This is a genomic window from Treponema sp. OMZ 788 (assembly GCF_024181245.1).
GTDB lineage: Bacteria > Spirochaetota > Spirochaetia > Treponematales > Treponemataceae > Treponema_B.
This window is the reverse complement of the sequence record NZ_CP051199.1, coordinates 2,509,103-2,532,514: the sequence shown is the minus strand read 5'-3', so window position 1 is coordinate 2,532,514 and position 23,412 is coordinate 2,509,103. Positions and strand designations below refer to the sequence as shown.

Annotated in this window: 27 protein-coding genes, 5 tRNA genes, 1 other RNA gene and 2 pseudogenes; 29 read left to right on the top strand and 6 right to left on the bottom strand. The window is 35.5% G+C overall.

Going from position 1 to position 23,412, the window contains the following annotated elements; all coding sequences use genetic code 11:
• Positions 1–211: 211 nt before the first annotated feature.
• On the bottom strand, positions 212–535 hold the full coding sequence (locus tag E4O00_RS12625) for a hypothetical protein (protein ID WP_253677696.1): 324 nt from the start codon (positions 533–535) through the stop codon (positions 212–214).
• 293 nt (positions 536–828) lie between these two features.
• On the opposite strand from E4O00_RS12625, the pseudogene grdC reads away from it, so the two are divergent.
• Positions 829–2,368 (top strand): annotated as a pseudogene (gene grdC, locus E4O00_RS12620) (glycine/sarcosine/betaine reductase complex component C subunit beta).
• A 12-nt stretch (positions 2,369–2,380) separates the two neighbouring features.
• Complete coding sequence (grdD, locus tag E4O00_RS12615) at positions 2,381–3,535, top strand: glycine/sarcosine/betaine reductase complex component C subunit alpha (RefSeq protein WP_253677695.1); 1,155 nt, start codon at positions 2,381–2,383, stop codon at positions 3,533–3,535.
• Between the two features lie 42 nt (positions 3,536–3,577).
• Here the strand turns inward: grdD and trxA are convergent, their stop codons facing one another.
• Complete coding sequence (trxA, locus tag E4O00_RS12610; protein WP_253677694.1) at positions 3,578–3,901, bottom strand: thioredoxin; 324 nt, start codon at positions 3,899–3,901, stop codon at positions 3,578–3,580.
• A gap of 175 nt (positions 3,902–4,076) precedes the next feature.
• Here trxA and rny point away from each other — a divergent pair.
• A pseudogene (rny, locus tag E4O00_RS12605) lies at positions 4,077–5,607 on the top strand (ribonuclease Y).
• A 135-nt stretch (positions 5,608–5,742) separates the two neighbouring features.
• Here the strand turns inward: rny and E4O00_RS12600 are convergent.
• Together E4O00_RS12600 and E4O00_RS12595 are read right to left on the bottom strand one after the other, a co-directional pair.
• The gene (locus E4O00_RS12600) at positions 5,743–6,084 is read right to left on the bottom strand and encodes a hypothetical protein (RefSeq protein ID WP_253677693.1); all 342 of its coding nucleotides are present in this window, start codon (positions 6,082–6,084) and stop codon (positions 5,743–5,745) included.
• An 89-nt stretch (positions 6,085–6,173) separates the two neighbouring features.
• A complete protein-coding gene (locus E4O00_RS12595) occupies positions 6,174–6,704 on the bottom strand; it encodes an O-acetyl-ADP-ribose deacetylase (RefSeq protein ID WP_253677692.1) in 531 nt (176 codons plus the stop codon).
• A 281-nt stretch (positions 6,705–6,985) separates the two neighbouring features.
• Here E4O00_RS12595 and dnaN point away from each other — a divergent pair, with 281 nt between their 5' ends.
• From dnaN to E4O00_RS12510, 17 genes are all read left to right on the top strand, one after another.
• Positions 6,986–8,089, top strand: coding sequence for a DNA polymerase III subunit beta (gene dnaN / locus E4O00_RS12590; RefSeq protein WP_253677691.1), 1,104 nt, complete (start codon positions 6,986–6,988; stop codon positions 8,087–8,089).
• Positions 8,090–8,097: 8 nt separating this feature from the next.
• The gene (locus tag E4O00_RS12585; protein WP_253677690.1) at positions 8,098–9,180 is read left to right on the top strand and encodes a DNA replication/repair protein RecF; all 1,083 of its coding nucleotides are present in this window, start codon (positions 8,098–8,100) and stop codon (positions 9,178–9,180) included.
• A 190-nt stretch (positions 9,181–9,370) separates the two neighbouring features.
• On the top strand, positions 9,371–10,078 hold the full coding sequence (locus tag E4O00_RS12580) for a hypothetical protein (protein WP_253677689.1): 708 nt from the start codon (positions 9,371–9,373) through the stop codon (positions 10,076–10,078).
• 99 nt (positions 10,079–10,177) lie between these two features.
• On the top strand, positions 10,178–10,585 hold the full coding sequence (locus E4O00_RS12575; RefSeq protein WP_253677688.1) for a hypothetical protein: 408 nt from the start codon (positions 10,178–10,180) through the stop codon (positions 10,583–10,585).
• A gap of 174 nt (positions 10,586–10,759) precedes the next feature.
• Positions 10,760–11,896, top strand: coding sequence for an AAA family ATPase (locus E4O00_RS12570; RefSeq protein ID WP_253677687.1), 1,137 nt, complete (start codon positions 10,760–10,762; stop codon positions 11,894–11,896).
• Positions 11,893–12,372, top strand: coding sequence for a hypothetical protein (locus tag E4O00_RS12565; RefSeq protein ID WP_253677686.1), 480 nt, complete (start codon positions 11,893–11,895; stop codon positions 12,370–12,372). Before E4O00_RS12570 ends, E4O00_RS12565 begins: the two co-directional genes overlap by 4 nt.
• Before the next feature lie 274 nt (positions 12,373–12,646).
• Complete coding sequence (locus E4O00_RS12560) at positions 12,647–12,898, top strand: type II toxin-antitoxin system RelB/DinJ family antitoxin (protein WP_253677685.1); 252 nt, start codon at positions 12,647–12,649, stop codon at positions 12,896–12,898.
• A gap of 98 nt (positions 12,899–12,996) precedes the next feature.
• Complete coding sequence (locus E4O00_RS12555; protein ID WP_371922696.1) at positions 12,997–13,377, top strand: BrnT family toxin; 381 nt, start codon at positions 12,997–12,999, stop codon at positions 13,375–13,377.
• Positions 13,374–13,583 carry a BrnA antitoxin family protein gene (locus E4O00_RS12550; RefSeq protein ID WP_253677684.1) on the top strand — a complete coding sequence of 70 codons (210 nt, stop codon included), beginning with the start codon at positions 13,374–13,376 and terminating at the stop codon, positions 13,581–13,583. The genes E4O00_RS12555 and E4O00_RS12550 overlap by 4 nt, the downstream gene beginning before the upstream one ends.
• 92 nt (positions 13,584–13,675) lie before the next feature.
• Positions 13,676–13,918, top strand: coding sequence for an AbrB/MazE/SpoVT family DNA-binding domain-containing protein (locus E4O00_RS12545; protein ID WP_253677683.1), 243 nt, complete (start codon positions 13,676–13,678; stop codon positions 13,916–13,918).
• The gene (locus E4O00_RS12540; RefSeq protein ID WP_253677682.1) at positions 13,906–14,235 is read left to right on the top strand and encodes a type II toxin-antitoxin system PemK/MazF family toxin; all 330 of its coding nucleotides are present in this window, start codon (positions 13,906–13,908) and stop codon (positions 14,233–14,235) included. The genes E4O00_RS12545 and E4O00_RS12540 overlap by 13 nt, the downstream gene beginning before the upstream one ends.
• Positions 14,236–14,427: 192 nt before the next feature.
• Positions 14,428–14,652 (top strand): type II toxin-antitoxin system RelB/DinJ family antitoxin, encoded by a 225-nt coding sequence (locus E4O00_RS12535; RefSeq protein ID WP_253677681.1) that lies wholly within the window; start codon positions 14,428–14,430, stop codon positions 14,650–14,652.
• Positions 14,653–14,725: 73 nt separating this feature from the next.
• On the top strand, positions 14,726–15,406 hold the full coding sequence (locus E4O00_RS12530) for a hypothetical protein (protein ID WP_253677680.1): 681 nt from the start codon (positions 14,726–14,728) through the stop codon (positions 15,404–15,406).
• 27 nt (positions 15,407–15,433) lie between these two features.
• Positions 15,434–15,679, top strand: coding sequence for a hypothetical protein (locus E4O00_RS12525; protein ID WP_253677679.1), 246 nt, complete (start codon positions 15,434–15,436; stop codon positions 15,677–15,679).
• On the top strand, positions 15,676–16,074 hold the full coding sequence (locus E4O00_RS12520; protein WP_253677678.1) for a type II toxin-antitoxin system VapC family toxin: 399 nt from the start codon (positions 15,676–15,678) through the stop codon (positions 16,072–16,074). The genes E4O00_RS12525 and E4O00_RS12520 overlap by 4 nt, the downstream gene beginning before the upstream one ends.
• 33 nt (positions 16,075–16,107) lie before the next feature.
• Positions 16,108–16,914, top strand: a complete 807-nt coding sequence (locus E4O00_RS12515) for an MBL fold metallo-hydrolase (RefSeq protein WP_253677677.1) — start codon at positions 16,108–16,110, stop codon at positions 16,912–16,914.
• Positions 16,915–16,919: 5 nt separating this feature from the next.
• Positions 16,920–17,402: a DciA family protein gene (locus tag E4O00_RS12510; RefSeq protein WP_253677676.1), complete on the top strand. Its 483-nt coding sequence runs from the start codon at positions 16,920–16,922 to the stop codon at positions 17,400–17,402.
• A gap of 234 nt (positions 17,403–17,636) precedes the next feature.
• On the opposite strand, the gene E4O00_RS12505 is transcribed toward E4O00_RS12510, so the two are convergent.
• Positions 17,637–18,155: a methylated-DNA--[protein]-cysteine S-methyltransferase gene (locus E4O00_RS12505; RefSeq protein WP_253677675.1), complete on the bottom strand. Its 519-nt coding sequence runs from the start codon at positions 18,153–18,155 to the stop codon at positions 17,637–17,639.
• Between the two features lie 23 nt (positions 18,156–18,178).
• Entirely contained in the window at positions 18,179–19,408 is a 1,230-nt protein-coding gene (locus E4O00_RS12500; RefSeq protein ID WP_253677674.1) for a class I SAM-dependent methyltransferase, read from the bottom strand.
• Positions 19,409–19,877: 469 nt separating this feature from the next.
• Here E4O00_RS12500 and E4O00_RS12495 point away from each other — a divergent pair, with 469 nt between their 5' ends.
• The 9 genes from E4O00_RS12495 to E4O00_RS12455 all read left to right on the top strand — a co-directional run bounded on the left by E4O00_RS12495 (position 19,878) and on the right by E4O00_RS12455 (position 23,361).
• On the top strand, positions 19,878–20,366 hold the full coding sequence (locus E4O00_RS12495) for a lipocalin-like domain-containing protein (RefSeq protein ID WP_253677673.1): 489 nt from the start codon (positions 19,878–19,880) through the stop codon (positions 20,364–20,366).
• Between the two features lie 185 nt (positions 20,367–20,551).
• Positions 20,552–20,636, top strand: a tRNA-Ser gene (locus E4O00_RS12490).
• 23 nt (positions 20,637–20,659) lie between these two features.
• Positions 20,660–20,746, top strand: a tRNA-Ser gene (locus tag E4O00_RS12485).
• Positions 20,747–20,756: 10 nt separating this feature from the next.
• Positions 20,757–20,830: transfer RNA gene (locus E4O00_RS12480), tRNA-Arg, on the top strand.
• 41 nt (positions 20,831–20,871) lie between these two features.
• Positions 20,872–20,956, top strand: a tRNA-Ser gene (locus E4O00_RS12475).
• Between the two features lie 46 nt (positions 20,957–21,002).
• Positions 21,003–21,089: transfer RNA gene (locus E4O00_RS12470), tRNA-Ser, on the top strand.
• Positions 21,090–21,188, top strand: an RNA gene (ffs, locus tag E4O00_RS12465) — signal recognition particle sRNA small type.
• A gap of 49 nt (positions 21,189–21,237) precedes the next feature.
• A complete protein-coding gene (locus E4O00_RS12460) occupies positions 21,238–22,185 on the top strand; it encodes a PilZ domain-containing protein (RefSeq protein WP_253677672.1) in 948 nt (315 codons plus the stop codon).
• A gap of 39 nt (positions 22,186–22,224) precedes the next feature.
• Complete coding sequence (locus E4O00_RS12455) at positions 22,225–23,361, top strand: tetratricopeptide repeat protein (RefSeq protein ID WP_253677671.1); 1,137 nt, start codon at positions 22,225–22,227, stop codon at positions 23,359–23,361.
• The last annotated feature ends 51 nt before the right edge of the window (positions 23,362–23,412 follow it).

Below are 23,412 nucleotides of genomic sequence, written 5' to 3'. Positions count from 1 at the left end.
CTCTGCCATCCATCTTATTTGATTTTTCAGGATATCTATGCAGATAAACGGAGTCATTTTTAAAATCAGTTAGTAGTTATTAAAAAATATGATTTTAAGAATCGGGTAATTAAAGAATATTTTAATCAAGTATCAGGCATACCTTGATCTAAGTAAAGCTGTCCGGCTCAAAATCGAGTCCGGACAGCTTTACAAAATGATATTCCTCAGTTTATTTTAGCTTGGCGGGTAAAAATCGTTTTTGAACATATGCAAGTGTTGAACCTTTTGGAACATTAGTCCCTGCTTTTGTGTCAACAATACTAAATTTAAAAAGTTTTAAACCCACATTCTCCTCTTCCAGTTCTTTTTTTATGTCCGCGGCAGACAGTTCGTTACGCTGTACTTTTACGGTTAATTCCACAATAAAGTTACTATAAATGAATTGCTGTTCTTTATCTAAAACAATCCAACCGGGCTGGGTACATGAACTAAAAAGCACTAGCATACTTATTGCTAAAAAAGCACCCATTAAAACATTGATATTTCGTTTCATAATATCACTCCTTTTTTTGTAAATTGAATTTACAAAAGTATAATTTTTTAAGTTTCACATACGCAAAACTTTCTTCTATTATATCCCCCCCCGAAAATGTCAAGAACAAAATTTTAAATACCATAAAAATATCAAGATTTTTACATATACTTATTATAGAGAGACCCTCTAGTGTAAAATTTCCCACTTCGCCAGACACCTTGAATAATAAACGAATTTAATATAGAATAAAAAAGCCATCATTAGTAATTGGCAAATTATTTTAAATTTTATATAAATTTTTTGGAGGCATTATGGCAAAAGTCGCTATAAAAGGAGCAAGCTACATTCTAGTTCATGCTCCCGATCTTCTTTTTCACAACGGTTCAACTCAAACAGGCACAAGGCTTGCAAACCCTGAGGATGAATATTTAAAGGCAATCCCCTCTCATTTACGCAGCTTTGAAGAGGCAGTAAACTATCCGCCTAACCAGGTTTATATCGGAAACATGACTCCCGAAGACTTGGAAGCAATTCCCGAACCTTGGTACAAGGATGCAAAAAAGGCCGAAAGAAACGGAAAATTCGGCGAGATTATGACTCAGGCCGAGTTCTACATCTTGATGAAGCATTCCGATGTTTTTGAACTCGTTTATTTCTCAAAGGAATTCACAGCCGAAGCTGCAAAACTCATCGAAAATCATCCGATTATGAAAACCCAAGACATTAAGCTCGGAGAAGGCCACGACATTGCCGAAATCCAAAAAATGGTAGATGCTCACACGGCTGAAGGCCTCTACGAACAGGGAAAACTCATCGGTTGTGTAAAGCAGGCTCACGACACAGACGAAAACTTGAGTGCCCACACCATGCTCGAAAACCTCGCCACAAAGGCTTCCGGTATTCTTTCCGCATGGCACATGGGAAAACTCGAAGGCATCGATATGAAGGATGTCGAATACATCATCGAATGTTCAGAAGAAGCCGCTGGCGATATTAACCAGAGAGGCGGCGGAAACATTGCAAAGGCAGTCGGAGAAAAAATCAGGCTGTGTAAACGCAACTGGTTCGGACGTTCGAGGCTTCTGTGCAGCTCCCGTTCACGCAATAATCCACGGAGCCGCCCTTGTAGCAGCAGGTATCTTTAAAAACGTATTGGTCGTTTCGGGAGGTTCAGTACCCAAGCTCGGTATGAACGGAAAAGACCACGTAAAAAAAGACCTACCCCTCTTTGAAGACATGATCGGAGGCTTTGCCGTTATGCTCAGTGCAGACGACGGAGTAAACCCCGTTATCAATACCGAAGTTGTAGGAAAGCACGTAATTTCTTCCGGTTCCGCCCCTCAGGCCGTTATGAGCGTATTGGTTTACGATCCTCTTAATGCAGCCGGCTTAAAGATGACCGACATCGAAAAATACTCGGCAGAGCTTCAAAACCACGAAATTACCGCTCCCGCAGGTGCAGGTAACGTACCCGAAGCAAACGTAAAGATGATTGCAGCCTTAAGCGTTATGAAAGGCCAGCTTGAAAAAGCTCAAATTGCCGAATTCGTAAAAAAACACGGAGTTGTAGGTTTTGCTCCCACTCAGGGACACATCCCCTCAGGCGTTCCCTTCATCGGACATGCTCGCCGCGATATGATGGCAGGAAAACTCAAAAATACAATGATAATCGGAAAGGGAAGTTTGTTCCTCGGCCGTCTTACAAACCTCTTCGACGGCTTAAGCTTCTTGATTGAAGCCAATGACGGAAAAGGCTCCGCTTCTGCAGGTCAGGACACAGCCGGAATAAAGAAGATTGTTGCCGAAGCAATGAGAAACGTAGCCGAAAATATTCTCAAATCCCAAAACTAAGGAGATAAGAATATGGCAGATAAAAAACAAATTGCTGATTTATTTTTAGGACTTGCCGAAGGGCTTGAAGGCGGCTCATTTGCCGGCCGATTCCCCGTCGGTTTAACCATTCCGGGAAGCGAACACGGCGAAGCAGAGCTTGTTTATGCCGCAGAACTTGCCGCAAAAAGGAACCCCGATTTGGATGTTATCCTTATCGGAGGCCCTGAAGTAAAGGGCTTAAAGCATTTCCCTGCAGCAACTCTCGAAGATGCTCATAAAGAAATGGAACGCCTTTTTAAAGAAGGAACAATTAAGGCCTGTGTTACCATGCACTATAACTTCCCCTTGGGCGTAAGCACCGTAGGAAAGGTTGTAACCCCCGGTAAGGGACGCGAGATGATTCTTGCTACTACTACGGGAACAACCGATGCAAACCGCTATAAGGCCATGCTTTTAAACGCTATCGGCGGTATTGCCGTTGCTAAGGCTTCAGGAATAGCCGAGCCCACAGTAGGTCTTTTGAACATTGACGGCATCGCCGTTATCGAAAAAGCCTTAAACAAGATGAAGGAAAGAGGCTACAAGGTAAGCTACACTGAATCAAACCGTGCAGACGGAGGCGTCCGCATGAGAGGAAACGACCTCTTGCAGGGAACTCCCGATGTAATGGTTTGCGATACCCTTACAGGAAACCTGCTTATTAAGCTCTTTTCTTCCTTTGTAACAGGAGGAAGCTATGAGGGTTCAGGCTTCGGTTACGGACCCTGTATCGGTTCAGGCTATGATGATGTTGTCGGAATTATTTCGAGAGCATCCGGAGCTCCTGCAATCGCAAATGCCCTAAAGTTCGTTGCAGACTGCGCAAAGAACAATGTTCACGGCATCTACGCAGAAGAACTGAAAGCCGCTAAAAAGGCAGGCTTGGATGAGCTCTTGGAAGATATGCCCGGAGCAAAGCCTGTTGCTGCAGCCGCTGCTGAAGAGGTAAAGGCTCCGCCCAAGAAAACGGTTGATGCCGGTATCCCCGGAATCGACGTTATCGAAATCGAAGACGCTTGCAAGGCTCTTTGGAAAGAAGGTATCTATGCCGAAACGGGAATGGGTTGTACCGGCCCCGTAATCATGGTAAGCGAAGAAGACTTACCCAAGGCAAGGGATATACTCCGCAAAGCCGATTACATTTAAAAACAAAAAAGGCGGGTTGCTTTAAAAGCTCCCGCCTTTTTTTTAGATATGCTTTGAAACAAAGTTTACAAGGCTCTTTTTATCCATGTAACCTATGTGTCTATCCACCTCTTTTCCATCTTTTAAAATAACCAAAGTGGGAATAGACATACACTTAAATTTAATTGCTAATTCGCGTGCATGATCCACATTAGACTGTGCAATCACAGCCTTGTCACCGAGTTCCGCCTCGGCAGCCTGCAGCTCAGGACTGAGCTGTACGCATCCCGGTCACCAAGGAGCCCAAAAATCAACTAAAACGGGCTTGGTAGTCTTTAGGGTCTCATCAAAGTTAGCATTTGTAATATCCAATACTGCCATAATCATCTCCTTATAATTTTAGATTAGAAAAAATCATTTTTCCCGATTGGTTAAAATATACGGAATTCCAAAATACACGGCAATACATAAATTCCATTTATTTTCCCAATTTTTATTGACTTTTTTTTCGATTGCCTGTATTATGAGACTGGACAGTAGTCATTTTTTAAGGAGCATACCAATGAATTGGATTTTGTATGTGATCCTTCCTGCTGTCTGTATAATTCTTGGATGGACGATTCGCTGGCTTTATGCCAGATTTCAACTATCTGCTTCTGAACAACGTGCAGAACGGATCTTACAGGAGGCAATAAAAGATGCGGAAGCTCAGAAGAAGGAATTTCTTCTTGAAGCAAAAGAGCAGCTGATTCGGGAACAAAAACAGCAGGAACGGGAAAATAGGGAACGCAGGAGCGATCTCCAGCGTTTTGAACGCAGATTGACACAAAAAGAGGAACTCCTCGATAAGCGTGTCGAAACTGTAGAAAAGCAAGAAAAAGAACTTGTCAAGAGGGAAGCCGCACTTGATGAGCGTGCTGAAATTTTAAGCGGCGAAGAAGAAAGATACAGGGAAGAATTGGAAAGAATTTCCGGTTTGACCCAGCAGCAGGCAAAGGATTTGATTATCCGTGACTTAGAAACTGAAGCAAAGCATGATGCGGTTACTATTATAAACAAGATAGAACAAGAAGCTCAGCTTACGGCAGAAAAAAAAGGCGCGGGATATTTTAATTACGACGATCCAGCGTCTTGCAACGGAAACGGCGAGCGACATTACTGTCTCAACGGTCAGCTTGCCCAGCGATGAGATGAAAGGTAGAATTATCGGCCGCGAAGGCCGCAACATTCGAGCCTTGGAAACTCTGACCGGTGTAGACATAATAATCGACGATACACCTGAGGCTGTTGTAGTATCTTGTTTTGACCCTGTACGCAAGGAAATTGCAAGGGTTGCCTTAGAAAGATTGATTCTTGACGGCCGAATTCACCCGGCCCGCATTGAAGAGATTGTGCAAAAGGTAACCAGAGAAATTTCGCAAAAGGTTTATGAAGAAGGAGAGAGGGTTTTATTCGACCTCGGTATCCATAACATGAACCAAGAAGGCGTAAGGGCCTTGGGAAGGCTCTACTTTAGAACGAGCTACGGACAAAATGTTCTACATCATTCTAAAGAGGTTGCCATAATAGCCGGAATGATTGCAAGCGAAATCGGCGCAAATGTCGAAATCGCAAAACGCGGTGCCTTGCTGCATGATGTCGGAAAGGGTGCAGAAACCGACTCCGATAAAAACCATGCAGAGATAGGAATGGAACTTGCAAAGAAGATCAATGAAGATCCGAGGGTTGTCAATGCCGTAGGTGCTCACCACAACGATATAGAGCCCACCTGCATTGAATCGGTAATAGTGCAGATTGCAGATGCAATTTCAGCCGCCCGTCCGGGTGCAAGACGCGAAACTATGGATAACTACGTTAAGCGGCTTGAAAACCTTGAACAGCTGGCTGAAGGCTTTAGCGGAGTCGAAAAAGCCTATGCAATCCAAGCCGGAAGGGAATTGCGGGTTGTTATCAACAACGAAAAGATTTCCGATGCCGATACCAAGATTTTAGCCCGGGACATTGCAAAAAAAATCGAAAACGATTTGCAGTACCCCGGAAGAATCCGCGTAACCCTAATACGGGAAACACGTATCGTAGAATACGCCCGCTAAAAACCGCTTAAGCAAAAAAAGCCCTCGATTCCGAGGGCTTTTTTCATTTATACCGAGCACTTTGCTTTTTGATCGTAATCTGAATAAAAGGAATTATCGAAAAAAAATTATTTTTAAAGTTTAAAGGCTTTGAAGTCATTCTTTTTTAGTAATAGCTTTAACAGCCCAAAGATAACCGGGAGAGACTCTAATTTCCATATCGTCTTTAAGGGTTTCTGTGTATTCATTTGAGCCGCTTAACATTCCCTTCCATTCAACAAAAACATATCCGGGCATTAACTGTATATATTTTTCGGCTTCTTTTTTAGCAGCAGCCCACTTTGTGCCGGGTTTTACCCTAAAGGTATCTTCTTTTACAATTATACCTTTGTCTCCTTCCACAACAACAGAAACAGGATGTATAAAAAGAGAACATCCTATAGTTGTCATTATCATAAGGATCAAAATAATAAGTTTTATTTTTAAACTATATTTCATAAATACTCCCATAATTCTAATCTATATTTTTATTTTTAAATAATTATCCACATTATAAATAAAGAAATGTTATTGTCAACTTAAACTTTTTATGTAGAATAGTTTTTTTCTATCAACTTTTTATAAATCTCCTCGTTTTCCTTTCCAAAGCAGACGATAAAAACCTTCATATTCCTATACTCTTTTAAAAAGGCGGAAATTTCTTTTAAGGCAATTTTTGCAGCTTCTTCCTTAGGATAACCGTAAACTCCCGTACTTATACAAGGAAAGGCTATGGATTTACAGCCGTATTCAAGAGCCAAATTTAAGCATGATCTATAAGAACCGGCTAAAAGTTCAGCCTCTCCGTTTTTTCCGCCTTCATAGACAGGACCCGGTGTATGAATTACATATTTTGAAGGCAGTTTATAAGCCTTTGTTATCTTAGCCTCCCCTGTCTTACAGCCCTTTAATTTTCTACATTCCTCCAATAATTCAGGGCCTGCAGCGGCATGAATAGCCCCGTCAACCCCGCTTCCGCCTAAAAGAGTGGTATTTGCAGCGTTTACAATGGCATCAACCCTTAATTTTGTAATATCGGCATTGATTATTTCTATAGATGAAGTACTTGTATTTTCCATAAATTAGATTATAACACAAAAAATCAAAATAAAACACTAGATTTTGATTGTATAACCCCTGTATTTTTTTTAGAATATATGTTAATATATAGCCAAGTTTTGTGGATAATTCTTTTATCACTGTATAATCAGTAATAAAATGTTTATAATTTTACGGACTTATAAATATTATAACTCTATATTCAATATAGAATTAAGCAGCTTATCAACAAATTCACAAGGCTTACTACTATAACTACTAATTATTATAATATAGATATTATAAAACAAGGAGAAAAAATATGAAAATAAGTTTTGACAGAGACACTCTTTTAAAAGAAATCTCTATCGCTCAGGAAATTATCGCTACAAAGACTGCCTTAACAATTCTTTCAAACGTATTGTTATCGGTTAAAGACGGAAGCCTAACTATAAAAGCAACCGACATAAAGGTCAGCTTTGAAACAAAGATACCCGTAAATATCATTGAAGAAGGCTCAACAACAGTTTTTTGCGATAAATTCGCCGGTATTCTTTCATCCTTGCCCTCAGGTGAAGTAGAAATAGAACAAAAAGATCAAAAGCTCACAATAAAATCGGTAGTAAAAAAGGCTAAATTCCAGCTTAAAACAATACCCGAAAACGACTTCCCTGCTTTCACAGAACCTACAAATGTAAACTTCTTCAACATTCCTACAAAAGAATTTAAAGAAATGATTCATCAAACTATTTTTTCGGTTTCAGATGATGAAACTCGATATTTTATGAACGGTGTTTATATTGAAAATAAAGAAGATACCTTATACTTTGTTGCAACCGACGGAAGGCGCCTTGCTCATATTAAGAAAAATTTCGGAATCCCTATCCCCGAATTTAAAGGAGTTATTGTTCCTCCTAAAATTTTAAACATCATCAATAAAAGAGCATCGGATGAAGGAAATATAGAAGTAGGAATAGGCGAAAAAAACATATTCTTTAACTTTAATTCTTATAAATTCTCCTCCGTTTTGATTGACGGTCAATTCCCTAACTACGAAAGGGTAATCCCTGAAAATCAAAACCTTTCATTTGAAGTTTCAAGGACCGAATTTATCGAAGCCTTAAAACGTGTTTCTCTTTTGGTAGAATTAAAAACAAGAAGAATCTTTTTAAACATTCTTCCGGGTTCTCTTATAATTTCTTCTCAAGAAAACGAAATAGGAAGCGCACGCGAAGAAATTCCTTGTAAATATGACGGCCAAGAGGTTATGCTTGCCTTAAACTATGTTTATATCGAAGACCCATTGAAAACCATCAGTTCGGACAGAATAAAGGTAGAATTTACCGAGGCTATGAAGGCTATTACCTTAAAGCCCGAACCGGAAGAAGACTTTTTCCATATAATAATGCCGATGCAGACGGAGTAAGGTTCTAAGTGCCCTTTCTTTCCGCCTCTTTCTATAATTTTAGAAATCTGGAAAATGCCACAGTAGATATTTCTTCCCCCGAAGTTTTTTTGGTAGGAAAAAACGGACAGGGGAAGACTAATTTTTTGGAAGCCCTCTATGTTTCTTCCTATGGAACTTCTTTTAGAACCCGCTCTTTAGCTCAAATATGTACAAGGGACGAAAAAGAATTCAGCGTAAGGGCCCTTTATAAAGAAAACGATCAAATAAGCCATACAATTTCGATAATAATTCAAGATAAAAAAAAAGACATTCAAAAGAATTTTAAAAAGATTAAAAATTCCAAGGAATTGATAAGCACTGTTCCTTGTATTCTTTTTCACGGAGACGATATAGAATTTGCTGTCGGAACTCCTTCCCGAAAGAGGTTTTTTATAGATCAATCGGTTTCGCTTTGTAATTCCGACTTTATAGAAACCTTAGTGAGATATTCAAAGGCCTTAAAATCACGAAATGTAATATTGGAGCAAAAAAAGGCATCTCTTTTAGATTCTATAGACGAAATTTTTGCTTCCCTTGCTCTTTTAATCACAAATGAAAGAAAGAATATCGTAGATGAATATTCAAAGCATTTTTCTTCGATTTACGAGGAGATAAGCGGGGTTTACGGTGTAGAAATGGTTTACCGTCCCTCCATTAAGGTAGAAAGTGAAGAAGATTTACTTATCTTGCTTGCAGAAAAACGCCAGAACGATTTAATCGATAGGACAAGCTCTACAGGCCCTCACCGCGACCGCATTCATTTTATAAAAGATAAAAAACCCTTTACCGAAAGAGCCTCAAACGGCCAAAGGCGGCTTATATCCCTTGTTTTAAGAATGATTCAAGCTAAAATCTATTCCGAAAAAACCTGCCGAAAGCCGATCTTTTTGATGGACGATATTCTTTTAGAACTTGACCCCGAAAAACGCCAAAAATTTATGGAACTCCTCCCCCCCTACGAACAACTCTTCTGCACCTTCCTCCCCGGCGAACCCTACAAAAACTACCAAAAAGAAACCACCAAAATATTTTTTGTTGAAGATGGAAGGTTTAGTGCGGAGAGGGGGTAGAATTTTTCTGATAAAATTTAATAAAGATAAATCTAATCTGCCAATAGTTTATTTATTTGGTTCGTTATTATAGTAGAAAAATTTAATTTTTTATTTTGCCGCATTTTAGGTTGTAAAGTGCTGGTTTTTATGATATTATGAGGAAGGGTCGAAGGAATGTTAGGCTGACGCCTTCGGCGCAGGAGAGAAAATGAAAAAAAATTTTATTTTAATTACATTAATGTTACTGTTGATTTCAAATGTCTTTGCAGAAAAAAATATTATTTCTGTATTCAAAGATTCAAAAAATACAACTGATTTAAAAAAATATCTGGAAGACGGATTAAAAGAATTAAATATAGATATTACAAAAGAAATTCCAAAAGAAAATATATCTATAATAAATTATATTTTAAAATTTGCTTATGAAAATAATATTCATAAAATGAGAAATGAAAATGACAATGTAGTCTATACAAAAGAAACTGGTGAAGAAGCTGTTTTCAATAAAAATGGTGATTTAGTTACTAATGATTGGAATCAAGGTTCTTTTAATTATGGAAAATATGAGCAACCAATTAATAAGTTTTTACTTGATATATGGCCATGGTTAGTTTGGGGAAATACGAAAAATGATCCTACAACATTTGATGAAAGATTTTATTATTATTGTATGGATTTAGATCCTGGAATTCAGGAATATATTTTTTTAGAAGATAAATCACTATTAGAAAAAATAGAATATTCGGAACTAAAAGAAGAAGAAAAACTTGTATATCATTTTTTCAACTATCTATTCTTTAATGAAAAATTTAAATATAAATTAGATGAGAGAAATATTAAAAAGTATAAAAAAAGTGCAGAAAATTATTGGAAATATTTATCCCAAATAATGGAGCTCAGTGGATATAAACAATAATGCCTAACACCCGCTTCAACCTGACATTGCGGACAAGCCGCAAATGCAGGTTAAGCGAATGTTAGTGAATAGGAAATTATTTATTCTGAGGGAGTAAAAATGAGTGATTTATTTGCATTACAGGGAAGAGGTCATAGAGGAAAAACCGGAACTTTAAATGATTTAATTCGGTTATTATCAAGCAAATATAATAATGCCCAAGTTAACATCATTATTAATGGTAATGATAAAAAGGTTATTTTTAAAAATATAAAAGGTCTTACTATTGGAATTGAAACTCAAGGAGATCCAAATTCTCGATTGCAACAAAGTTTGTCAGATTTTTCAAACGCTAAGTGTGATATCATTTTTTGTGCATGTCGTACAAGAGGGATGACTGTCGACTGGGTTAACTCCTTATCAAATAAGTACAAAATACATTTTGTTAAACAAACTATAGTTAATAATAATTTTCAGACTCGTAATATGAATAAAGCAACAAATTTGATGCAATTATCAGGCTTGTAATCTATACTATTATTTATAGAAAAAGAGTTCTAACTCCCACTTAAATCTGATATTAATATGCAATGAAAATTAATAGGTAGATATTTTTAGCACAGAAAAAAGTTTCTTATTTTAGAATATTACCGGTATTGACGATAATAAATAATAAGAGTATAATATTTACGAGGTTAAAATATGCTATTGAGATATGGTGCAAAGAACTTTTTTTGTTTTAAAGATTGGATTGAGATAGATTTAAGTTTTAGTTCACAACCTGCTCGTGAAGCCAACAACGGAGATTTATGTGCAAAATCAATCTGTCTCAAAGGAGCAAATTCTTCCGGAAAAACAAATGCTTTAAAGGCCTTGTCCTTTATTTCCCGCTTTTGTACGGACTCTTTTAAAAATAAACCTGATACTGATTTTAAACTTGATACATTTTTCAACAATGACAATGATTCTGAGTTTTTTATTGATTTTAAAATCTCGAATATAGAATACTCATACGAAGCAATTTTAAGTAAAAATAAGGTTCAATCTGAGAAGCTGTTTCGAAAAGATAAACGGAGAACGCTTGTTTTGTCACGAACAAATAATCAAATAGACAAAAACACTTTTTTTGATTCAAAAAGACAGTTGATTCTTCGTAATAATGCATCGATTATAAGTACTGCAAAACAATATGAAATTCATGAATTTAACATATTATATGACTTTTTTTTTGGAATAATTGTGAATGTAGGTTACCATGGTTTGGAACATGAACGCCTTGATGTTTCGATATTAACCGGATTCTATAAGAAAAATAAAAAGCTGCTTGATTTTGTTAAATCAAAAATCAAACAATTTGACGCAGGTATCGAGGATATTGAGATCGGCTCATATTTTAATGAAAAGAAAGAAGAAATACTATTCCCGATATTCAGTCATCTTTCTGATAATACTACCAGCAAATTAATGTATGAATCTCAATCGAGTGGTACAAAAACATTATATTCATACCTTGGAGTGTACTATTTAGCCCTTGCTGATGGTGGTGTATTAGCCCTTGATGAATTTGATATAAATCTCCATCCAGATATACTGCCTCATTTAGTACACTGGTTTGAAGATAAAGAAATAAACAAGAATGGTGCACAGCTTATATTTACAACACATAACATTGAAATAATGGATTCGATGGGAAAATATAGAACCTATCTTTTCAATAAAGAAAAGGGAAACAGCTATTGTTACAGACTTGATGAATTAAGTTCAAATGCATTGAGAAATGATAGACCTATTTCTCCTCTTTATAAGATGGGCAAACTTGGCGGAGTACCCCTGTTATGAAGCGAGCTAATCCTGCAAAACTGCATTTTATTGGACAATTTCCGGATAAGCTCATTGAGCATGATTCTGACAAGCTGAAAGACAATATTAAATTTAGTTTTCAATATTTTGATAATTCACAAGAGGCCGGTCAGGACTTTAATCAATGGACCAAAGAACAGCTTGAAAAATTATTAAATAAGTTAAAACATTATTCAAGTAATACGATTAGCCATTGGAAGAATCAAAGAGTTGGTAGCGGTGGACTTAAAATTTTAGAAATATACAAAAAATTTCCGACAAAATCGGATTTTGTACATCCAAAACATATACCGCTCGATGTGAGTTGGGCAAGGTTCAGAATGGAAAGTGATATGCGATTGATTGGTTTTCTCGTTCCACCTGATATTGCCGTGCATAGTAACCTCGATCCAAATATATTTTATATAGTTTTTTTAGATCAATATCATAAGTTTTATCAGTCTGAAGAGAAATAATCATCTAATACTCGCCTAGTACTATAATTATACTCGTTTTTGTGCAGAAATTTGAGAAGAAAGGGGGAGTGCTAAAGAGGAGTGAAGATTTTTTATTTAATATGTTTAATTTTAAAAATATCTAAAATTATGGGATTAAGGACTTGAAAAATTAGAATAAGCTATGGATTATGTTTTTGTAAAAGATATGGAAGGATTTGTCGTTAAAAAGTTAAAATCATAGGTAGAATTTGATGAAAAAATCATATCCGAAGCGGAATATAAGGAGGCAATAATGGCAACTACAACACTTGTTCAAGTCAGAGTTGATGAATCTCTAAAAGATGAAGTTACTAATATCTATAAGCATTACGGACTGGATTTACCGACAGCCATCAGAATTTTTATGAAAAAAACGGTTGCAGTTAATGGACTTCCTTTCGATCTTAGAGATGATACAAATAAAAAAAATATCTGGCAATATTTTGGAAGCGGTAAAGATATTGAAATGAATATACCGACTGAGTCGGAAAATGCTATAAAATAAACAAAAGCCGATATAGCCACAGGTAAATTTTATACCGATGGGATACCTGAACATATAAAGAGAATAAACAGTGTATAAAATCATTTTTACAAAATCATATGAAGAAAAAGTTAAAAAATTCTCAAAAAAGCATCTTGATTTACCAAGTTTCAGCTTTTAATTCTTTTTGTGTAATTTATAATATAATTATGGATGAAATAAGGTTTGAATGGGATTCAATACAAGCTCAGTTAAATCTGGCAAAACATGGTGTAAGTTTTGAAGAAGCTACAACTATATTTTATGATGATAAAGCCTTATTATTGTCTGATCCTGAACATTCGGATTTAAATGAGGATCGTTTTCTTATGTTAGGCATGAGTTATGAGTTTCATCTTTTGCTTGTATGCCATTGTTATCGTGAAGATGATGTTATTAGAATTATTTCAGCAAGAAAAGCTACAAAAAATGAAGGAAAATATTACGGAGGGCAATTATGAGAGAAGAATATGATTTTTCAAATGCTATTAAAAACCCTTATGTTGATAGGCTAAAAAAGCAGATAACAATACGCCTTGATGACGATATAATTGCATATTTTAAAAATATGGCGGAAAGTTCAGGAATACCGTATCAAAATTTAATCAATTTGTATCTTAAAGACTGCACAAAAAAGAAAAAAAAGTTGGATATACAATTTTCGTAAATACCGAAAATATTACCTGCATAAATATCTTGATACTTTTCTAATTTTATTATATAATTACAATGTAATAACATAAATGTATGGAGGATAATATGGTGATATCTGTTATTCCAATTGGAAATTCCAGGGGAATAAGATTTCCTAAAGTCATTTTAGATAAGTTTTCTGTAAAAGATAAAATCAATATGAAAATAACCGACAATGAAATTATTCTTACTCCTGTAAAAGATAACCCTCGAACAGGCTGGAAAGAAGCATTTGACGAAATGCATAAAAATAAAGATGACATACTTGAATATATTCCTGATTCAGGAGAATTTGAATGGGAGTGGTAATAAATCAATATGATGTTTATCTTGTAAACCTTGATCCGAGTGTCGGGCATGAAATAAAAAAAACTCGCCCATGCTTAGTAATTTCTCCTAATGAAATGAATCATTCAATAAGTACAGTAATAATTGCACCAATGACAACAAAGTCTCATTCCTACCCTACTAGAATTTCTGTGAGGTTTGATAATAAGAATGGCTGGATTGTTTTAGATCAAATAAGAACCGTTGATAGTATTCGGCTTATCAAATATCTAGGTAAGATAAAACAAAAAGAAATTATTGCAGTAAAAAATGTAATCAAAGAAATGTTGGTAGATTAAAGAAAATAATTTGGCGGACTTCGATTATTTTAAAAAGAGCCTTGCATGTATAGAATAAAACTTACTGAAATTACCGGATAATTAATAAAATCCCCCGCCTTTTCTTAAATAATTTTTCAGATTATAATATAAGCTAATGATTATTTGACAAAAACAGGTTATTGTAGTATAATGTAGTAAAAGGTGGTGAATATGACTACAATATCTGCAAAAATCGCTAATGATGATAAAAATTTGTTTGAAAAAATTTGTAATTCTATGGGTATTAATGTATCTACCGCAATAAATGCCTTTGTAAAGGCTACAATAAGAGAAAACGGTATGCCTTTTGCCATGAAAGCTTCAGAAGATCCTTATATTTATTCCGAATCAAATATGAAATTTTTAAAAGAAAGCATTTCTCAGATTAGTTTATAAAGTTGAAGATGAAAAATTGTACATTGTTCAATGCGGTACACATTATCAGCAATAATTTATAAGACTGAAAGCAATGAAACAAACCTTTTCAGATCTAAAAACAAAAATCGATGATCTCTTAAAAGAAACATCAGAGGAAAAAATCGTCACTATCTTGCAAGGTATAATGCACAGTCTTTTGTCTGGCTATGTATTTAAAATAAGAGGAAATAAGGTTTTTGTAACAATTGATCCTATAGAAATCGAGGCCTATTTTTTTAAAGAGACTTGCTTTGAGGATAATTGTGTGCATCGCAATGAAAAGCAAAAGAACAATTTCGGAAAGCTCTATGTGCATAAAACTAAAAACAATCACTTAAAAGGCGGAACAAGGAAGGGTATGGACCTTTGTCTTTCACATAATGAAAACTACACCCTTGCCTTTTTAATAAGAAGTGCCTATGTAGACAGTAGGGAAAACAGCGGAGAAGAAAGGATAAGGATTTGCGGTCCTTGTTTGTTGACAGATGAGGTTTTTCAAAAGCTCAAGTTTGATTATAAAACTGAATATGATAAACTTGAATTTCAAGAAGTGCTTATAAAAGAAGAAAAACCGGAGGCCGAATTTTACCTAAGTTCAAGAATAAATGTAAACTCAAAAATGCAAAATTCTCTTTTAAGAATGGTGCGTATCGAAGATAATTATTTTACAGGTTTAAAAGAAATTAATAAGCTTAAAAACTGCCTTTTTACATTGATAAATCATACAAAATGATGTATATTGTATGCAAGGAGGTACGATATGCCGCTCTTGCAAGTGCGGGAATGTCCTGAAGATATTTATAGAAAAATTACTTATGCCGCAAAAAATGAAAATAGAACTATTGCACAGCAAATCATTGTTTTACTTGAAAAAGCCTTGGGACAGGAAGAATCAAACATTTCACGCCGTAAAAATATTCTAAAAAAGATTCAAAGCCGGGATGTTTCTTATGAAATAAAAGCTGTAAATCCTGTAGAACTTATCAGAGAGGACAGAGACAGGTGATTATAATTCTTGATGTAAGTGCTGCAATAGAAATACTTTTTCAACGGGAAAAGAGCTGCTTATTCTCCGAGCTTTATTCTAAAGCCGGTTGGATTATAGCTCCAGATTTATTTGTTGCTGAGATCACAAATGTTTTATGGAAGTATTATAAAGCCGGACTTATAACACATGAAGATTGTATCCAATATGTACAAGACGGGCTTGATATGGTGGATGATTTCATTGGTGCAAATACGTTATGGAAAGAATCTTTATCTGAAGGAATCAAAAATAATCATTCAATTTATGATATGTACTATTTGGTTTTAACTCGAAGAAATGACGGTACATTAATCACTAATGATACGGCCTTAGCTGAGATTTGTAAAAAAATGAAGATAAAAGTTTGTAATTAAAATTAGAGTGTATTATATGCAGGAGGAAAACACATGAACTTAATAGAATTTTTCGGAACTACGGTAAAGCCTAAAATTACTAAAGGCAAAAATATGCTCAATCCCATACCTACAGGGAAGATCACGGATGATATTTTTTGTATAAGGGATAAGGACGTAAATGTCTTTTTAATCAAAGCACAAAACTACTATATAGCCATAGATTCCGGCTATAAAAACAGTGAAAATCTTATTAATGGATTAAAAGAGCTTGATATAGATAAAAATGACATAAAATACCTTTTTTTAACTCATTTGGACTTGGATCATGCCGGCGGCATTGACGGAAGATGCGATAATATCTTCCCTAACGCAAAAATATTTTTAGGAAAGGAAGAAGAAAAGTACCTTAAATCGATTTATTTCCGCAAAAAAGTGCTCTTTTTTAACCTTAAAACTCCTATCAAAATATTTAAAGATTATACCTGTCTTGAAGACGGAGAAGCCGTTAATTTGGATGGGTGCTGCATAGAAGCTGTTCTTACCCCGGGCCATACGCTCGGACATCTTGCTTATATATTAAACAATAAAATCATCTTTTCCGGGGATTGCCTTATAATGAATGATGAAGGCGGCTACAGTATGTATGACCTATGGAACATTGACACTGCACAAAATATCCGCTCCCTATTTAAACTAAAAGAAACCGCCCTTCAAAGAAAATGTGAAATGATTATAAGCTCCCATACCGGCTTTACTGCCGATATTGACAAGGCTTTTAAGCATATAGATAAGGCTCCCGATTGGAAGGCCAAAGGGTTCAAGTTTATAGAAAATGCCGTAGAAAATCTGTATGATTAAAAAATATGAAGCTTTTTAAAACCTCAAAAGAAATAGTAGATAATTTTTCTCAAAAATTCAATGAAATGCTTGAAATTGCTTCAAATCTGGATGGAGAGCAAGCTTTATCTGTTTTCAAAGCTTGGGAAAAAGTGATAGGTGACCAAAAATTAGCGTCTTATTGCGAGCTTTACGATATAAAAAATGATACGGCAATTATAAAAACCGAACATACAGGCTGGAGCCAGCAGCTTTTAATTCGAAAGAAAAAAATAATATATAATTTTAAGAAATTTTATCCTGCATTGGGTATAAATAATATTGTTGTTTTTGTGGAATCTGAATTCTCATTAAAACAAAAAGCTGATGTATCAAAAACCTCTTATTCTAATGAAGATATTGAAGACGATAGCTTGAAAACAATTTCCGAACCGGATAAAACCCTGCCTCCAGACTTAGAAAAAGCTTTAAAGGCTCTAAAAAAATCCATAATAAAAAAGAATAAATAGCAAAATATTCACAGTTATTCAAATTTAATAAACAAGTTATCCACAATTAAAAATTAGAATATTTTATGTATTTTTTATTATAAATCGATATTTCCATTAAAACAGAAGAAAAAACGCTATAAATCTCTAAAAACTCCATAAAAAAGGCTGTTTTAGGCTTGTTTTTGTCTATCTTCTAACTAAAAATGTTTCACGTGAAACATTGCTTTTCTGCTTAATTTTAGCCTAAGTTTATCACAAGTTATCCACAAGAGGAATTAATTCTATTTGATATTCTTTTTTCTCAAGGCTTAAAAGAAATCTTTTTCGATCTAAGCCGGCAGAAAAACCGCCTAATTTTCCTCCGGTGCAAATTACTCGATGGCACGGGATTATAATCGGTATAGGATTTTTTCCGTTGGCGTTTCCTACGGCACGGCAGGATTTGGGATTATTTAAATTTACGGCAATTTGCTTATAGGATAAAGTTTTACCGTAAGGTATTTTACAAAGCTCTTTCCATACTGATTTTTGAAAGTCTGTGCCTTCGGGAGAAATTTGAACTGTGAATTGCTTTAAATTTCCTTCGAAGTATTGTTTTAACTCTTCCTTAGCTTGAGTACAGATTTTTACGGCTTGTTCGACATTTTTTTGAGTTGATTCAGAAATCTGTATGACAGAATCCTTGTTTATAAATCTCAATTCTTTTAAACCGGAGTTATCGGCAATGATAAGTATCTTTCCGATAGGACTATCTATTTGTTCGTATATCATAATTTCCTCTATATCTTTTCTTCTTAGTTTTCATTCAAAAGCTTTTCCAAGCAAGGCTCAATTAAAAAAGCGTGTTTTATTTCTCTAAATTCCTCTTTTGCTTTTTGAATAAGAATAGCTTTGTTTTTAGCTTCATCATCTACCTTTACTGCCTTAATCAGAATATTTTTAGGAGTATGTTCCGTTTCGATAAATTCCTCTACGCTCACCCTATATCCTTCCGATTCGAGGAGTTTTCCTCTAATTGTATCCGTCATAAGGGAAGCAAATTTTTCTGTAATAATACCGTAATCAAGCATAGGCGAAAAAGACTTTATAACCTTTTCCCTATTTTTACGTATTTGGGTATTAAGCTCATGCTGACAGCATGGAACTGCAAATATGATTTTTGTCTTGCTTTTGACTGCCTTGGCTATAGCTAAATCGGTAGCAGTATCACAGGCGTGGAGACTTATCACCATATCCGGATCCTTATCAAAGCTGAATCGGCCTATATCTCCGACTTTAAAAATAAGATTTTTAAAGCCGCATTCACGGCTTAAATTATTACAAAAATCTATAACATCCTCTTTTAGATCCAAGCCGTATATCTTAACCGGCAAGCTTTCAATTTCAGTCAAATAGTAGTAAAGAGCAAAACTTAAATAAGCTTTTCCGCAGCCGAAATCTACAATCTGCAGCTCCTTCTTTTCTTTTAAAATATCTTTTAATTCGGGCAAAACCGATTTTATAAATTCCAAATACTTATTTATCTGGCGGAATTTATGATATTTGCTTTGAATTATTTTTCCTTCATCCGTAAAAAAGTTAAGCTTTTTTAAAAAAATAGGCATTTCTGAAGTACTTAGAATATACTCTTTTTGCTTGTCATGCTCAAAAATTTCATTTGATAATACATCTGCTTTATTTGTATGATTTTCTTTTTTTATAGCTTTTGTTTTAAAATGAATAGCTCCTTTACTGTTTTGAAAAAAAATAAGCTGATTATTTGAAGAATTAAATTCTGCAATCTTAAATTCAAAAAAAAGACCTTCAAGTTCTTTTTGTAAGTTTTGAGGTAAAAGGTTTTTATGAAAAACCTTTGTTCCTTCAAAACTTTCAAGCTGATATTGTTCTTGATTTTTTAAAATGATTTTTCTCAACTTTATCTTTTGAATAGCTGAATCTTTTTTTACCGGTTTTGAAAAAAAACCTGAAATAATATTGTTCTCAATACAAAGTGCTGATGCTTTTTCTGTTGATACTATGTTCATAAAATGCTCCGGCAATATCTTATCATAAAGCCCCATCTGATACAAGACAGCAAAATGTTTCACGTGAAACATTTTATATTCTAGTTATAGAGATATATCTATAAGTATATAACTAGAATATAAAAATAAATATTGTTTATCTTGACAAAAAAATTACATTCCGGTAACATACAAATATGTGTGAAATACTTCGTTACATTGGATTTCTAAATGAGGTTTCTAGTTATATAGAATACCCCCCCCCCTCTAGAATAAAACTTAATTGTTTTTATTTAAATTCTTTTTATATTTTTCTTACTCTACATTTTAAAAATATTTCTCAAGATTTACATCATTTAACTATCCTCGTGTTAAAAAAAGAAAATAGGTTTTATATCGGAACGTATTATGCGTTCATGGAACCGATTTTAAATACTTATTTTCTTTTTAAAAATATACAAAAGCAGGTGTGTCCTGCAAGGAGTCTAAAATGAAAAATAGAAAGAACATTGTTTCCTTATTGGTTGTGCTTATTTTAATGGTCAGCACAGTGGCTTTATTTACAGGTTGTGATCATATTTACAAACAGAAGCTTGTTGGTGTCTGGGAAGTAAAAAAGGTGACCGTTGATGGAAACTCTATGGAATTTCCATTAGAAGCTATGGGCAGTAAAACACATAATTATGTATATTTCACTGCTGATGGAAAGCATGGTATGGCGGTAAAGGTGACAGATTCTCTTGTTCCTGCTATGAATGGTCTTTTTAAAGCAGATGATGAGGTTGATTATGCTATTAAAGGTGATAAGATCAGTATAAAAAACGGTTCTGAGAAAATTACCTTTGAGTTAAAAGGTAAGAAATTAACCTTAACTGGTAAGTTTGATGGAAGGGAAAGTATTTTGGAAACTGAAAAAACTAAATCTCCTTCTCTTGATGAAATTAAAAATGCAAAGAGACCGACCATACCAATGCCCTAAATTTAAGTTAAATTACTTATAATTGTAAGAGGTGTTGCCTAAGCTGATTAGAATGTTCCTTCTTTTCTGCTTAGGCTTTTTTATTTAATAATTCGTATTTTATTATAAAATCCGTAAGTTGTAAAAACTGAATTTTACCTATTGACAAAACCCCTGCTTTTAGGGTAATATTAACCCTACATTTTGGAGCGATGGCCGAGCGGTTGAAGGCGGCGGTCTTGAAAACCGTTGTGCTGAGAGGTACCGGGGGTTCGAATCCCTCTCGCTCCGTTAATGTTTGTTGTACAAACTCTGGAGTGGTGCGAGAGCGGCCGAATCGGGCTCCCTGCTAAGGAGTTGTGCCCTTACGGGTACCGGGGGTTCGAATCCCCCCTACTCCGAATAATTTTTGAGGCTATAGCTCAGCTGGATAGAGCGTCAGATTGCGGATCTGAAGGTCGGCAGTTCGAACCCGCCTAGCCTCGTTAATAGCCGGCTGAAAGTTTCAACCGGCTTTTTTTATTTTGGAGAGATGCGAGAGCGGTCGAATCGGGCGGTCTCGAAAACCGTTGTACCGCAAGGTACCGGGGGTTCGAATCCCCCTCTCTCCGTTTAATACGGAGAGTGGTTTAGCCTCAAACGCATTCCTTAACTTTTGGAGAGATGTCCGAGTGGTCGAAGGTACACGATTGGAAGTCGTGTGTGCCAGAGATGGTACCGAGGGTTCGAATCCCTCTCTCTCCGTCCCGGGGCCTATGCAAGAAAGGTTTTTCGAACCCCGTCAGATCCGGAAGGAAGCAGCGGTAGATTAATTCTTTTTGTGCCGTAGTGTTCCCGGGTTTTTTGTTTTAGCCTTATTGACCTTTTACAAAATAACTATTATCATATATCTATGGCCTTTGCAGTAAGTCAGCAGTTAAACAGATATTATAACTTATATAAAGATATAGATGTTACTTTCTCAAAAGAAGTAGTTTTAACTCTTAATTTTGATCCTAAGCAGGTTTTTGTAAGAGCTGCGGGCGGACAGTGGCCTTGTATTATAAATTCAGCTTCAATGACAAAGGCAAAAATAATTTGCGGTAAAAAAAGCGGTTTTATTGAAAATCTAAGAAACGGCGTTACCTCTGCCAATATCAGATTTGCTTTTTTTGATACTGAAGGAAAGGCTCCTCTTTCTTTTTTTGTTGCAGCAAAACTTGTCGGAATCTCATCTTATGAAGCCGGAAACTATGATCTTGTTTTAATTACATTTGAATATACACAACGAGCTCCGGATGACTTAATAGAAAAACTAGGCATTTTACTTGAAGCCAATATGAACTCTCAAAAACGCCAAAATGAGAGAGTTATGATTACCCCGGAAATAAGCCGGAGAATAGGACTTGTAGAAAAAGGTACTGTCGCCTATGTGGATGCTATTCCGAGAAGATGCCTTATAAGAGACCTTTCTTTTTCGGGTGCAAAAATTCTTCTTGTCGGTGTTGCAAACTTTTTGATGAATAAAGAAGTTACCCTCCGTTTTGCGTTTGAGGATCCTCATTCGGTATTTGGAATCAAGGGAAGAGCCGTAAGAACCGAACCGGTTGAAGGCAGAAAAGACTTGGTTGCTCTGGCTATTCAGTACTATCCGCAAAATATTCCGATGATGTACAAGATGTATTTGAATAAGCATTTTTCTGTCGTCCGTAAATCAAATTCGGGCGGTTTTGGAGACGACTTTTTAGACGATGTAGATCCCACTCCATCCTCAGCTCCTGTTTCTGCACCTTCTTCAGGTACAGATCCTTTAACGCCTCCCCCTGCCGCTCCGGCTCTTGAACAGTCTGCTCAACAATAAAAATACTAAAATTTTAATTTACAATATTTAGGAGAAAAAATGCAAAATCCTATTGATTCGCTTTTATATGTAAAACTATCGGCTGAACAATCCGGTAAAATTTTTGAAGGTCTCGATTCTTCTATCCCTCTTCCCATTCAATTATCCGAACTGAACGAAAAACAAAATTTTAAGGCCGAAAACATAAAGCCGGAAATGATTCTTGCCGGGATGCTTACCGTTTTTGCCTATGACCGAGAAAACACAAATATTCAATATTACAGAAAAATATTTAATATTCTTCGTCCCGATATCCGCAAAGAAATGACTCAGGCTGCAATCATCAAGACAAGAAATTCTGATTTTGACATGGCTGAAGAAATATTGCTTTCTCTTGAGGGCCTAAATCCTGATGACGGCATAACCAAATTAAACCTAGCTCTCTTGATGGAAGAGCGTGCTCAATATTGTGAGATGAGAAATCTTTTTGAAGAAGGTTTGAGTTTTAATAAAAAGGCCGAAGATCTCTATTCGGAGCTTATTTCGTTTGAGCCTCCCATACCGGCTGTCTTTTTTAATGCGGCTTATTTTTTTATAAAAATTAAAAATTATGTAAAAGCTAAGTCTCTTTTAGAAACATATTCCGCAATAGAAAGTGATACTTCCGAAACAGCTGAATTCCGAAAAAATAAGGCTGCCGAGATGCTTAAAACTATTTCGGAGCAAGCCTTGGATGATGAGCTTTTTCAGAAGGCACATAAATACATTGATTTAGGAGAAGAAGAAAAAGCTGCTGAAAGTATAAAACTTTTTTTGCGAAAAAAGCCTAAGGTTTGGAATGCTTGGTTTTTGCTGGGCTGGGCTTTAAGGCGGATGAACCGCTGGGAGGATGCCCATGCCTCCTTTTTAAAAGCCGTTGAGCTTTTGGAGCTTGCCGAAATTTCGGACAAGTCACCTCTATGTGAGGCGTATAATGAGCTGGCAATTTGCTCTATGGAGTTACAGGCCTTTAGTGAAGCCGAAAAATATCTGATCAATGCCTTGAGCTTAGATTCCGAAAACATAAAAATTATTTCTAATCTTGGGACTCTTGCCCTCAAACAAGGAAAACAAGAAGAAGCAGAAGCCTTTTTTAGAACCGTTTTAGAAATCAATCCGGATGACAAAATCGCCTTAAGTATTCTGGGTAAAGACTAGTTTTGATAATGTCAACCTATATTGACTCTAATTGTTATTTTATAGTATTCT